We start from the raw sequence: 13,645 nt of genomic DNA on the forward strand, positions 1-13,645 counted from the left end.
ATCGAAAAGACCGTGTAAATCGTCCTCTTAGCTACTTAGTCGTACCCTGCTTCAAACGAGCCAGAGCGGCCGATAGAACGGCATCCTGCATCTGTTCAGCTTCGTTGCGGGTATTCTTTGCGACTACATCTACGGGTGTACCTTTCCCTTCGTAGCAAACGCCATCCGCCGCGTAATAACGTTGATTGGATAGTGAAATCTGCCATTGGTTCGGCAATTCAAAGCCGTACATATCGGAATAAATGCCCCTGCTATTTTCACCCACGAGCGTCGTTTGGGGTAAGGCTTTCAAAATCATCGCCAGTACATCGCCGGCACTCGCGGTCTGGTCATTGGTGAGTACGACGACGGGTCGGGTAAAGGGCTTTTTCGACTCGGGTTTAATGTACCATTTTTCCAGCGGTGTAAAGTCTTCATAACCGCCTTTTCGGGTCTGTTTGCTGTGGCCCAGTACTTTTTTCGGCGTAAACCGACCCGCAAACGCGTACGAAAATTCATCATTGCCTCCAATATTCATCCGGGCATCTACCAGGAGGGCCTGTACACCATCCATCTGCCGTAAGACCGAGTCCAGGATCGCTCCCGCCAGCGTGGCATCCTGTGGGGCGTCATCCGACGTATCTTCGGAAGCAAAGCACCGACCCGTTCGGATGTAGCCGTAGTGTTTCGAACGCGTATACGAAAAAAGCGGAGTATTACGGAATAAGGGCCCAATCGTTTGTACGGGTTGAAACCCGTTTCGTTCCAGCGTGGCATCCGTAGCTTTCCAGAATAAAGCTTTGGCTTCTTTATGCGGAAAATCCGCCAGAAATGTCGAAGGTTTTCGGGCCTTATACTGCCGTTTGCCGGGAATGATGATATTAATGTGATCATCCTGAAACGGAGCTACCAGTTGGGATAACACCGAGAAAAGAGAGTCATCCGAAGTAGTCGCCGTGACGCGGGGTCGGTACTGCTGATAGCGGGCCTGCCAGTCGATGTTCCGCAAACGAAAAAAAGCGTAATGATCTTCAAAGGTTTGCCAAAACGTCTCAAAGCACTTTTCGGGCATCGAGAGCGTAGTGTCTGTAGGCGTAGACGCGGGATTTTGCTGAGCAACCGTGAGGGTTGTCCAGCTTAGTAAGAGTAGTAGGATAGAGGCTTTTCGCATGAAGTAGGTGTTGTTTAATTCTTTTGCCTTGAAAAGACCGGATCTGGTCCCTCAAGCATGGCTGGTGATTTAGTCCGTATGCATTCTATGCGAGCCCCGGTTTTATATCACCCATGGAGGTACCCGACTATATTCTGACAATCATCAACTATTGCTGGAAGAAGAAAACCTCTCCCGCCCGTGAGCAACGGAACGACCTATGACAGCCGCAATGCGTTGGGCCTAAGCGGGCTGTCATTAGTCGTGGAGAGGCTCATGGGGCTACCGAACAGCCCTGTCTGAAGCACCAAACTCAGTCTAGGTGAATAACGAGGCCATACGTTGAAAGGTAAATAGCCAACCAAGGACAATAAAACAAAAACCCCGGCCTGCCAAGTTAGCAGGTCGGGGCCACTCATACCCTCAAATTTATTGTTTTTCAAACTCCTGCGTCGCGGCTTCGACTAGCTCACGCTTTTCAGCTTCGCTTTTGCCTTTGATGTTATAGGACTTTTGCAGCACGTTTCGCTTGCCGTTATGCGTACGTTCAAGTTTAACCGACATTGTTTCATCCGTCTCATCAATGGTAAGGGAAGCATCTTTAGGAATACGGTACTGCGATTCTGCGGGAGCCGGTGGACTAGGAGGTGTAGGCGGAGCAGGTGTCAAGGCCGGACTGGGTGGGGTCGGTGGCGTATTCGGTAAGGAAGGAGCACTTGGAGCCGACGGTGCACTCGGAGGCGAGGGAGGTGTCGGTGGTTTGGGAGGCTGTAGGCCGACAGAGCGATACGCGTGATTGATCAGCTCTTTTCGCTCCTCTTTGCTCATTTGGCTCACATCGTACGAATTCTCGAAATCAAACGCTTTTCCATTCACCGTCCCGTGAATGTCGATGTGTAACTTCTTGCCATCATCGTGAATCGATGAATGAATGGATTGCTGGGCTAAGGCAGATACACTAAAGAGCATAGCTGCCAGAATCAGAACTTTTTGCATGGCTGTGTTTGTAAAAGGTCAAACAGCATTGATAAATGATTTACTCTGATTTTAAAGATTTTATCGGATTAGCCAAGGCCGTACGAATCGTATTGAAACTCACCGTAACCAGAGCGATGCCACTCGTCAGCAGGGCGGCTACGGCGAAGGTTTGCCAGGTAATGTCAATGCGGTACGCGAAGTTTTCCAGCCAGCGTTGGGTTACGTACCAAGCCGCCGGAATGGCTACCACAAAAGCAATCAGTACCAGGGTCAGGAAGTTTTTGGCCAGCAGATTCGAAAGTTGTAGTACCGAAGCTCCCAGTACTTTCCGAATGCCGATTTCCTTGGTCCGTTGTTGCATGGATAAACTCGCCAGACCAAACAGGCCGATGCAGGAAATAAAAATGGTCAGTATCGCCCCGAAGGTGATAATCTGCTTCCACTTGGCTTCGGCTTCGTAACTCTTGTAATTCAGTTCATCGATAAAATCATACGAAAAAGGACGGTACGGCACCAGCTTGCGGTACGTAGTCTCGATTGACTGGATGGCCCGGGGAAGTTTGTCGGGCTGTACCCGAATCAGAAAGCGGCCAAAGGGTAGGTGTGGATTCGAACTGAACAATTGCGGACTAATTTTGGCTTTAAGCGAAGCGAAATGATAGTCTTTCACGACGCCTACAATCGTCAGTTTAGTGTCATTCCCGTTTAAAAAATCGACTGTTTTACCGATGGCTGAACCTTTCCAGCCCACTTTCTGAACAAAAGCTTCATTGACAAGTACTGAGTGCGTAGAATCAGCGGGATAGGCCGCGGAGAAATTTCGACCCTCAACCATCGGTATCTCCATAGCTGGTAAAAAGTGTTCGTCCACATGCTCGTACTTCACATCCAGCTCCACGCCATTGGCTTTTGCAGTCGTAGTCCAGGAGCCATCCATGACGGGTGCTACCTGTTGTACGCCCGGAGCATGACTTAGTTCATGTTCAAAGGTTTGTTGCCGGGTGGAGGTAGGACTATCCGTACGATTCCAGCCGACGGTTACCGACATTAGGTTTTTATCGTTGTAACCCAAATCCTTATTTGTCAGATAGTTAAACTGGGCATAAATGAACAGCGTCGTAATAATCAGAAATGTAGCCAGTGAAAACTGCAGGACGACGAGTCCCTTGGACAGATAGTTTTTACCCGAAAATCGGAAGCGATTGTACAGCGTTTGCAGCGGATCAAAGCCCGACAAAACCAAAGCCGGATAGAAGCCTGCCGCAAAACCCGTAACCAAAAACAGGCTCACTACGCCCAGGACCAGCTGATAATCCAGCAGATACGTTAGACTTAATTCCTTATTGGCTAGTTCGTTGAAGAACGGTAGACTTGCTTCGGCTAGCAAAACAGCCAGCGTAAAGGCCAGAAAACAAAGAATGAACGATTCACCCAGGAACTGCCCCATTAACTGACTTCGCTGACCGCCCACTACTTTTCGAATACCGATTTCCCGGCTGCGGCGTAAGGATTGAGCCACGGTCAGGTTCACGAAATTGATGCAGGCAATTAGCAATACAAAGAGAGCAATGCCTAGCAGGATGTACGAATACATCGGATTACTAGCCTGTGGCGTGTACTGGGTATCGGTGGCCAGGTGCATCTGCAGGAACGGCTGTAATCCCCAGTTAAAATGGTCCTTGAAGCCGTGCTTACTAGCCTCCGCCCGTTGCTCCTTTGAACGGGTGAGGTAGACCTGATTCATCTTCTTCTCGACCGTGGCTAGATTAGCCGAAGGATGCAGTAGCAGGTAGGTTGGGAACGAAAGCCAGAGCCAGTTGTCGTCTTTTTCGTGAAGCTCCTGGTACGCAAAGGGCAAGAGCATTTTAAACTGAATGGTCGAGTTCTGCGGAGCATTTTTGGCAATACCCGATACGACGAAAGTTTCGAACTTATTATTGATTTCGAACTCCAGCTTTTTACCCAGAGCCTGCGTAGTACCAAAATATTTCTCGGCCATTTCTTCCGTCAAAACCAGCGAATGAATATCCGAGAGTACCGTTTTAGGGTTTCCCGCGACCAGTGGAAAAGAGAACAGCGTAAAGAAGTTTTTGTCGGCCCAAACGGCTTTTTCAGTGAAAACCTCACTGCCCGACCGCACGAACATACTCCGATCCTGTACCCGCGAAAATTCCAGTACCTCCGGAATATCCTCCTTAAACGAAGGTCCCTGGGTTAGGGCTGCAATACCCAGCTTCTGCTTCTCACCGTTCATATCCTGAATGGTACAGGTTACCCGGTACAACTGATCCTTGCGGGCCTGGAAGGCATCGAAACTCACCTCATCTTTGGTGTACAGAATAATCAGCATACAGCAGGCCAGCCCAATGCTCAAACCCAGAATGTTGATGATGGAAAACCCTTTGTTTCGCAGCAGGTTTCGCAGGGCAATTTTGATGTAGTTACGGAGCATAGAAGTAGGAAGTTGAGGTAAAACGCGATTACTCGGTTTTTAAACTTTTAACCGGATTGGCCGAAGCCGCCCGAATGGCCTGGTAACTAACCGTCAGTAGTGTAATACCCAATGCGATACAGCCCGAAACCGCAAAGACCACCCAGCCAATCTCGATGCGGATGGCGTACTTGTTGAGCCAGTCGCTCATGAAATAGTACGCCAGGGGTGAAGCAATGAGGAAGGATAAAACGACCAGTACGACGAAATCTTTGGAAAGTAAACCCCAGAGGTTCAGTACGCTAGCTCCCAGTACTTTGCGTACGCCAATTTCCTTACGACGCTGCTCCGCCATAAATGAAGCCAGTCCGAACAGGCCCAGACAAGAGATGAAAACCGCCAGGCTACCAAAGACAAAAGCCAGGCTTCCCAGTAGGCGTTCGGCCTGAAAGCGTTTCTCGAAATCGGAATCAATGAAGTGGTAGTCGAAGGGAACATTGCGGGCGTATTTCTGGTAAATACGCTGGATTTTTTCAATACCGTTGGAACTAGCCCCGCGTAGACGGACGACCATATAACTCAGGTTACCGCCCTTGACGGATACATTGATCATCATGGGTGACATCGTTTCGTAGGGCGAACCGTACGCGAAATTTTTGACAACGCCCACGACCGTATATTTTTCAGCGTAGGGTTCGTTTGGTTCGCCCCGGGTGATGGTTTCACCCAGTGGGTTCTTGAATCCGAGTACTTTTACCGCCGATTCGTTCAGAATGACGGCCCGGGACGTATCACCCGGATAAGCCGGTGAGAAATCGCGACCCGCCAGTACCTGGATTCCCGCTGTTTTGACAAAATCGTAACTGACCCGCATAAACTCGAAGACCTGATTGTACTGTTCGGGTTTGCGGCCCCGCCAATTGAAGCCCCAGCCGTTGGAACCGCCTTCCGCTGCGGGTACTGAACTGGAAGCATAAGCGTTTTCAGCCAATCCTGAAGCCATGATTTCACTCCGTAACGCCTGCCAGTGATTGGGAGCATCGCCTTCCATAGCGAAGTACATCAGGTTTTCCTGATCGTAACCGAGGGGCTGGTTTTTGGCGTGCTGAATCTGCTGGTATACCAGAATCGTGCTGATAATGAGAGCGATGGAGAAAGAAAATTGCAGGATGACTAGTATCTTACGTGGAAGCGAAGCCGCCCGGCCCGTTTGCATCGTGCCTTTAAGTACCGTAACTGGATTGAAGGACGATAGGTAAAAGGCCGGATAACTGCCCGCCAGAATGCCCGTAAGAGCTACGATTGACAGAGCCGCCAGCCAGTAGAAGGGGTGCAAAAAGTCAATGGATAACTGTTTTTCAACCAGCTCGTTAAACCAGGGAAGACTTACCTCCACCAGACCAATCGCCAGAAGAAAGCCCAAGAATGCCAGTAACAACGATTCACCCAGAAACTGTCCGATCAGGCCGCTTCGCATGGCTCCGGAGGTCTTGCGAATACCTACTTCGCGGGCCCGTTTTTCGCTGCGGGCCGTACTCAGGTTCATGAAATTGATACAGGCAATGAGCAGGACAAACCCGGCGATGATTCCAAACAACTGCACGTTTTCGATGCGACCGCCCACGGATACGCCGTTTTCGAAGCGGCTATGCAGGCGGGAACGCGTCAGGGCGTGCAGAAAAATGTCGCCGTTGCTGGAGCCTTTATCCTGTTGGGTATAAATGTTTCGAATTTTAGTATTGACCGCTTCCAGATTCGCATTCGGGTCCAGCTCGACGTACAACTGAAAGTTGTTGTTACTCCAGCCGTACGAATTCCAGCCCAGAGCATCGTAGAGTTTTACGGGGATTAAGGCCTCGAAACCAAATCGTGAGTTTTTCGGGTAATCTTTGAGTACTGCCGTTACTTTCAGGTCCACTTGCCCGTAGTAACGGATTACCTTATTAATCGGATCTTCATCGCCAAAAAGAGCTTTGGCCGTTGATTCGGTCAGTACAATGGAATTGGGGTTTTTAAAAGCCGTTTGGAGTGAACCTTTAACGGGCTCGAAGGAAAAGATGCGGAAAAAATCCGGCTCCACCGTCATCGTCGTTTTCTTCATCACCTTGTCCTGGTAAGCCAGTGCCATCGGCGATTCCCAGCCGGTGAGGGTGACATTTTTCATCTCCGGAATGTTCTTGCGGAGGTAATCGCCCAGTAATCCCCCCTGCGAAGACGAAGTCCAGGTATTGGTTTCGGACTCCTTGAAGTTTCGCATAACCCGGTAAATCCGGTCTTTCTTCGCGTGAAACGCATCGTAACTAAATTCATCGAGAATCCAGAGCATGATGAGCATGCTGGCGGCCATCCCTACGGCCAGTCCCATGATATTGATGAAGCTGTACCCCGGATTTTTGAAGAGGTTACGAACGGCGATTTTCAGGTAATTACGAAGCATAGGCAGACGAAATGAAAGGAGCAAACGTGCTTTGTAGAAAGCTATGCCATTCGAAACTTTTGATTTAAATACTTCTGATAATCAGCTGTTTGTGTAAAATGAATGTCCGCAAATGAACACTATTTGTTCGTTTGCGGACATTCATTTTAATACGAGAAAAGTCTGTTTTATGGGTGCGATTTACGTGTTTTTCAGCAGAAATACGCTACTCCTCCAACTTGCCGAGCTTTCCGGCCCGGGCATCCGCCACGGCTTTCCGGATTAGAGAGAAAAACCGGCCCTTGTGGGGTTCGGCCAGTAAAATCTGATACACATTGCGGCGGAGTTCCTTGTGGAAACGGCGTTTAAACCGGGCCGGAATGACATCCTGATCCCGGCGGAGCAGGTATAAACTGTTTCGGAATTTGTAGTACAGCCGGACGGGATTGTGCGACCGCCATTGATAGGGAATAAAGCCCAACAGCCGTATTTTTTTCTTAATCCCAATGCGGTGCAACAATCGGACATGGCCATCAGCCAGAATCGGGAACCCGTGTCGTTTCAGGCGAAAGCTGTACTCCAGATCCACCCAGTCGATGAATAAATCTTCCTGAAAAGGCCCGGCTACCTGATACGCCGCCAGATTCAGCAAACTACCCGCCGTAATAGCCGTCAGGACCGGATCGATGGTAGGAGGTTTCGTTGATCGATCCGCCTGGAGTGCCGACTGATCCACCATCGCCGCCGAAATAATACCCGCTTCCGGTCTGGAGACCGCGGTTTGGTACAACTGCTCGACGGCTCCGGCGGGAAGGGAGGAGTCGTCATCCATCATCAGCAGATGCGAGTAGCCGTCGGCCAACGCCTGTTCGGCGGCTCGGTTCAGAGCCACCCCCAGCCCTTCGTTGCCACGCGGAGCAAGGTACAGCAAACGAGGTGAACGTAGCTGCAAGGCTTCCCGCAGACGTTCGTCCGGTTGTTCGGAATTGTCAATGACGTAAAGCTTCCCCACCTGATTGAGGTACGAATCAACATTTGTCAGCACCGTAGGTTCGGAGTGGTACAGCGTTACCATGGCGGCAACCTGCGTAGTAGCCAGGGGCATGCAGTTTCGGGATTACGTAAAGTACTGCAAACTTAACGAACGTCCTTCACGCAACGAAAACCCAGGTTATTACTGCCGCTGGTCACTTCGCCCTTCCCCCGACTGCCCGTTTTGTATCGAATGCAGTACTGATCGCTGCATAGAAACGAACCGCCGCGTTGCACGCGTTTAACGGCTCCCGGTTCCTGTGGATCGTAGCTGTCGGTAGGCCCTTTCGGATTGTCTTTCGGACTTGATGCGTAGTAATCCGGACGGTAATAATCGGAACACCATTCCCAGACATTCCCATCCATGTCGTACAAACCGTAGGCATTGGCCGGGTACGAGCGTACCGGAGCTACGTCCGCAAAGCCATCTTCTTTCGTATTGTGATCAGGGAAGTGGCCCTGGTGAATATTAGCCACCCAGCGACCGCCGGGTTTGAGTTCTGAACCCCAGTAGTAAGGCAATGCCTGCGTTTGTCCGCCGCGAGCAGCAAATTCCCACTCCGCTTCGGTGGGCAGGCGTTTGCCCGCCCACTGAGCGTAGGCAAGGGCATCTTCGTAGGCGATATGGACGACGGGTTCGTTGGGTACGGCTTTCGAGTGCGGACCTTTTGGGTGTTGCCAGTTGGCACCGGCTACGTACGCCCACCAGGCCAGCGGATTTTCGAGTGGAACGGGCTGGGCTGGTGGTGTAAATACGGCCGAACCCGGAACGAGCTTGTCCGTCGGAACACCCGGATAATCCGCGGGATTGAGCGGACGTTCGGCAATGGTTTTATAGCGGGTGGCTTTCACGAAGGCCGCAAATTCGGCATTGGTAACCTCGTGCGTATCCATCAGAAAGGGATTGACATGGACGGGGTGTACCGGTCTCGTGTCTTCAAAGTCATGGGAGCCCATCTGGAAATCGCCCCCCGGAATCCGTACCATGTCCTTCGTATCCGCAGCCGTTGATGGAGTATTCGTCGTTTGAGCTGCTAGAGTCACCGCCCGCGTCGGCACCTTACAGACCGCAATGTCGGACTGCGTTTTCGCTTTTTCCTGGCAGGAAAACAAGAGTCCAGTCCATGCCCAAAGGAGTAATTTCTTCATTCGAAAGCTAAAAATCAGAAAGCCCCGCGAAGATACCTTGTCAGCGGGGCTTCCGGTTCGTTACGGATTGGTTTGTTGCAGCAGGCTCAGGGCTTCGTCGTCTTTGTAGGTAACCATCAGCTCTTTCAGTTGGGCTTTCAGATCAGCGGTGATTTTCTCGGTACCTTTCTGACCGTACAGGTTTTTTAATTGCTGGGGATCTTTCTGTAAATCATACAGCTCCCAGGTATTGATGTCGCCGTAAAAGTGCACCAGCGTATAACGCTCCGTACGTACGCCAAAGTGCGGGTACACGTGGTGCGGTTCCGGAAATTCGTAGTAGTGGTAATACGCCGCCGTCCGCCAGGCTGGTTTTTCGTCTTTCAGGAGGGGCAGAAAAGATTGTCCCTGAATATCTTGAGAAATCTTCGTCCCCGTCAGCTCAAGCAGGGTAGGAGCCCAGTCGATATTCGACACCAGTTGCGGTACTTTTTTGCCCGGTTGAATGACGCCCGGGTACCGAATGACGAAAGGCGTTTTCAGGGATTCTTCGTAGATGAATCGTTTGTCAAACCAGCCGTGTTCACCCATGTAAAAGCCCTGATCGGACGCATAAATCACCACGGTATTTTTAGCTAGACCCTTTTGATCCAGGTAGTCCAGCAATCGGCCGATGTTGCGGTCCAGGGATTTTGCCGTAGCGAGGTAATCTTTTAAATACCGCTGGTATTTCCATTCCACCAGAGCTTTGCCCGTCAGTTTTTTCTCATCAAATTCTTTGCTGATTTTGTTTTCGTAATAGTCGTAGAAAGCCTTTTTCTGCTCGGGTGAAAAGCGGTTGTAGCCGTTAAATCGGTTCTTGGCGTCGTAGTTCAGGTGTACTTTCAGGTCTTCCTTCAAACGCATCGTTTTATCGATGGTCATGTCCTGTTTTTCGGCAGCTTCCCGGCCTTCGTAGGCATCATAAAACGAAGCAGGAAGGGGAAAGTTCACGTCGTCATACGCTCCCAAATCCTGAATGTCGGGTAACCATTCGCGGTGCGTGGCCTTGTGTCCCACAACCAGAAAAAAGGGTTTGGAGGCATCCCGTTTGTTGAGCCATTCCAGCGAAAGCTCGGTAATGACATTGCTCACGTACTTGCCTTCGTGCCGCACCGTATCTTTCTTCCCGTTCACGAAATCCGGACTGTAATAGTGTCCCTGACCGGGCAGTACATCCAGATAATCAAACCCATGCGGCAAACTGCCGAGGTGCATTTTACCGATCCAGGCTGTTTGGTAGCCGTTTTTCTGTAATTCTTCGGGAAAGACGGGCTGGTTGATGTTGAACTTCCGTTCGTTGAGTTTGTATCCGTTCAGGTGACTGTACTTGCCCGTGAGTAAGGTAGCCCGGCTCGGTCCGCAAATGGAATTGGTGACTACGTTGTTGAGTAACAGGGCTCCTTCGTTAGCAATCCGGTCGATGTTGGGCGTTTGGGCAAGGTTGCTCCCGTAGGCACTGATGGCCTGGTAGGCATGATCGTCCGAGAAAATGAAAATGACGTTAGGTCGATTCGGCTGCTGGGCTCGCAGGGAACCCAGGGTCAGCAGAGCCACCCCGAGGTAGAGAAAGCGTTTCATAGGTTTATCGATCCAAAAATACTGTAATCGGCTAGAGGCCAGCGTTGCAGGGTAATAAAGGTGATTTATTTTACCACATACCCCAACTTCTTCAACTCCGAACCGCTCAACTGTATCACATTTACATCCAGTGTAATGGGCGTTAGGGGTGTGTCGGTACTGTCGCGTTTGACGGCTACAATCGCATCTACTACGTCCATCCCTTTAAAAACCTGGCCATATACGGTGTACTTGTCGTCCAGTCGGGCGAGTCCCTGTTTGTTTTGTACAATATAAAACTGACAACCCGCCGAAAGCATACCCGGATTATTGTCACGACCCGCACCTACAGCTCCATACACGTGGCGGATGCTCTTGACAAATTCCGGCCTGAGCAGATAGGGCGAACCGGCAAACCCTTCCGGCGTATCAGGGCAACCGCCCTGGGCCACGAAATTCGGAATGACCCGGTTAAAGGTATACGAATCCCAGTAGCCCTGTTTGGCCAGTTTAATGAAGCTGGCCTTATGGTTGGGCGTTTCGTCGTACAACCAGAAAAGAATCTCACCCTGAGGCGTTTTAATCTGGCCCACCGGATACGTTTTTTCGGGCTTGGAGGCGAGTAAAAAGATGGCTAACAGGGGGAGCAGGAAGTAGCGTTTGTTCATGAAAAAAGAGAGATGAGACGTCAGAGAAAGCGGCTTGATTTAGACTACAGGCTGCCTAACCCAAACGGGTCTTAAAAAATGTGAGGGTACGCTCCCAGGCCAGTTTGGCGGCGGCTTCGTTGTATCGCGTCGGGGCCGTGTCGTTGTTAAAGGCGTGCTGAGCCCCTTCGTACACGTATAATTCGTAGGTGATGTGGTTGGCTTTCAGAGCTTCTTCGTAGGCGGGAATGCCCTTGTTGACGCCTTCGTCCAGCCCTCCGTAATGCAACTGCACCGCCGATTTGATGTTAGCGACATCCGCGGCTTCGGGTTGGCGACCGTAAAAAGCAACGGCGGCATCCAGCGTGGGGTCATGGATGGCGAGTTGATTCGCCAAGGCTCCGCCCCAGCAAAAACCAACGCAACCCGTTTTGCCATTCGCCGCCTTCAAACCTTTGGCGTACGCAAAGCTTTTAAGAAAGTTCTGGAGATTTTGCTCCTTATCGAGCTTGCCGATGAGCGTGCGAGCCTCGTCCTCGTTGCTGGGCGTACCTCCAAAAGGCGAGAGAGCATCGGGAGCTAGGGCGACGTATCCGGCTTTCGCCACGCGACGGGTTACATCGCGAATGTGCGGGTTGAGGCCCCGGTTTTCGTGAATGACCAGGACAATACCCCGTTTCCCGCGAGCTTTCGGTTGGGCCAGATACCCTTTCATCGTCGTCCCTTCACCCGGATACGAAACATCTTCGAGGAGCAGATCGGGGTCGTCTTCGGGAATAGTCGTGGCGTGGGCGTAGTTGACTTCCAGCAGGGGTAACACGGCCATGGCCGCCGTCACACTACCGGTAAGTTTGGCCAGTCGGCTCAGAAAATCCTGCCGGGTTAGGGGTTTGTGGGTGTATTCGTCGAAGAGGTTAATAATTCGCTGATCCATAGTAAAACGGGCGTTAGTAGAAGCGAAACGAGTGTCTACGAAAGATGCTATTTTTTTGAAGACGCTCCGCCGATCACCCCATGTTTTTTATGGTACAAAGCAAAGAGACGCGAGGGCATCGCGTCTCTGAAAAGCACAAAAGGGAACTAGTCATTAATTCGAAGCCGGTTGCAACTGCGTGGTAATGGCAATCCGGTTCCAGCCATTGATGGCTACGATGGCTATAATCAGTTGCGTAAGATATTGGTCGTCAAACAGTTGGTGGGCTTTGGCATAGGTGGCATCGGATACGCCGCCCTGATGAATGAGGGTCACTTCTTCCGTAAGTGCCAGAATGGCTCGTTCCTCCTCGGTATATAAATTGGTTTCTTTCCAGGCATTCAGCAGATAAATCCGCTGCTCAGTTTCGCCGTTTTTACGGGCGTCTTTGGTGTGCATGTCGATGCAGAAGGCACAGCCATTGAGTTGCGACGTACGCATTTTAATGAGTTCCTTGTGCGTAGCGGACAGAGGGCTGGTGAATTTTTCGAGGGCAAGCAATCCTTTGACGGCTTCGGCATTCGACTGGCTGATATTGATTCGCTGTTCCATGGTTTGTGGTGTTTTTAAGTACACTGCAAACCTAGCGGGTCCGTTTTCGCTAAAACTTAAGCTGGTTTAAGAAAGCAAATCAAACCAGTTTTTTTCGGAGTTCACTCAGGTACTCCGGCGTTAAACCTAAGTACGAGGCCAGCATGTACTGCGGAATACGCTGCGTAAAACCGGGGAAATTGGCTACGAAGTTGCGATAACTTTCTTCCTTGGAATAATCGTACAGAAACTTGAGGCGGCGTTGTGAGGCGGCCAGAGCCCGCTGAAACATGAGTCGGAAATACCGTTCGAGCTGAGGAAATTCGTGGTACAACTGGTTCTGAAATTCGGCCGGAATGGCGAAAACCTCAGTAGGCTCCAAGGCCTGAATGTAAAATTCCGAGGGATGCTGGGTAGCGTAACTCATGTAATCGGCCAGCCACCAGTTTTCGAGGGCAAACTGCGTAATCTGTTCTGTACCTTTTTCCGTAAGGTAAAACAGCCGCAGACAGCCTTTTTCGACAAAATAATTAGCCCGGCAGATCTGCCCTTCTTCCAGTAAATAAGCTTTTTTGGCTACAGTGATGGGTTTCAGGTACGCCAACAGTCGCTGAACTTCTTCTTCCGTAAGCTCTACGTAGTTTCGAATGTGCTGGATGAAGTTAGGGTGCATAGGCAAGGGGTACAGCTATGTTGCGAAGGTAAGCGAATTATATTTTTTGTTAAAAACAACGGAGTCCATAGCATCTGCTACGGACTCCGTTGTTTTTAAGTGACTATA

Annotated in this window: 11 protein-coding genes; all 11 read right to left on the reverse strand. The window is 50.6% G+C overall.

Annotated features, from left to right (window positions below):
* Positions 1 to 31 precede the first annotated feature (31 nt).
* Positions 32 to 1,150: a S41 family peptidase gene (locus tag ACOJTG_RS13535; protein WP_420154306.1), complete on the reverse strand. Its 1,119-nt coding sequence runs from the start codon at positions 1,148 to 1,150 to the stop codon at positions 32 to 34.
* A 408-nt stretch (positions 1,151 to 1,558) separates the two neighbouring features.
* Positions 1,559 to 2,125 (reverse strand): hypothetical protein, encoded by a 567-nt coding sequence (locus ACOJTG_RS13540; protein WP_420154307.1) that lies wholly within the window; start codon positions 2,123 to 2,125, stop codon positions 1,559 to 1,561.
* Positions 2,126 to 2,165: 40 nt separating this feature from the next.
* Positions 2,166 to 4,559: an ABC transporter permease gene (locus ACOJTG_RS13545; protein ID WP_420154308.1), complete on the reverse strand. Its 2,394-nt coding sequence runs from the start codon at positions 4,557 to 4,559 to the stop codon at positions 2,166 to 2,168.
* A gap of 28 nt (positions 4,560 to 4,587) precedes the next feature.
* Positions 4,588 to 6,975 (reverse strand): ABC transporter permease, encoded by a 2,388-nt coding sequence (locus tag ACOJTG_RS13550; RefSeq protein WP_420154309.1) that lies wholly within the window; start codon positions 6,973 to 6,975, stop codon positions 4,588 to 4,590.
* Between the two features lie 205 nt (positions 6,976 to 7,180).
* Complete coding sequence (locus ACOJTG_RS13555) at positions 7,181 to 8,059, reverse strand: glycosyltransferase (RefSeq protein ID WP_420154310.1); 879 nt, start codon at positions 8,057 to 8,059, stop codon at positions 7,181 to 7,183.
* Positions 8,060 to 8,091: 32 nt separating this feature from the next.
* A complete protein-coding gene (locus ACOJTG_RS13560) occupies positions 8,092 to 9,135 on the reverse strand; it encodes a formylglycine-generating enzyme family protein (protein WP_420154311.1) in 1,044 nt (347 codons plus the stop codon).
* Positions 9,136 to 9,195: 60 nt separating this feature from the next.
* Complete coding sequence (locus ACOJTG_RS13565) at positions 9,196 to 10,734, reverse strand: sulfatase (RefSeq protein WP_420154312.1); 1,539 nt, start codon at positions 10,732 to 10,734, stop codon at positions 9,196 to 9,198.
* Between the two features lie 65 nt (positions 10,735 to 10,799).
* Positions 10,800 to 11,381, reverse strand: a complete 582-nt coding sequence (locus ACOJTG_RS13570) for a peptidylprolyl isomerase (RefSeq protein ID WP_420154313.1) — start codon at positions 11,379 to 11,381, stop codon at positions 10,800 to 10,802.
* A 55-nt stretch (positions 11,382 to 11,436) separates the two neighbouring features.
* Positions 11,437 to 12,294: a dienelactone hydrolase family protein gene (locus tag ACOJTG_RS13575; RefSeq protein ID WP_420154314.1), complete on the reverse strand. Its 858-nt coding sequence runs from the start codon at positions 12,292 to 12,294 to the stop codon at positions 11,437 to 11,439.
* A 153-nt stretch (positions 12,295 to 12,447) separates the two neighbouring features.
* A complete protein-coding gene (locus ACOJTG_RS13580; RefSeq protein WP_420154315.1) occupies positions 12,448 to 12,885 on the reverse strand; it encodes a carboxymuconolactone decarboxylase family protein in 438 nt (145 codons plus the stop codon).
* Positions 12,886 to 12,964: 79 nt separating this feature from the next.
* Positions 12,965 to 13,537 carry a Crp/Fnr family transcriptional regulator gene (locus ACOJTG_RS13585; RefSeq protein WP_420154316.1) on the reverse strand — a complete coding sequence of 191 codons (573 nt, stop codon included), beginning with the start codon at positions 13,535 to 13,537 and terminating at the stop codon, positions 12,965 to 12,967.
* Between the last annotated feature and the right edge of the window lie 108 nt (positions 13,538 to 13,645).

Source organism: Siphonobacter sp., from assembly GCF_048595215.1.
GTDB lineage: Bacteria > Bacteroidota > Bacteroidia > Cytophagales > Spirosomataceae > Siphonobacter.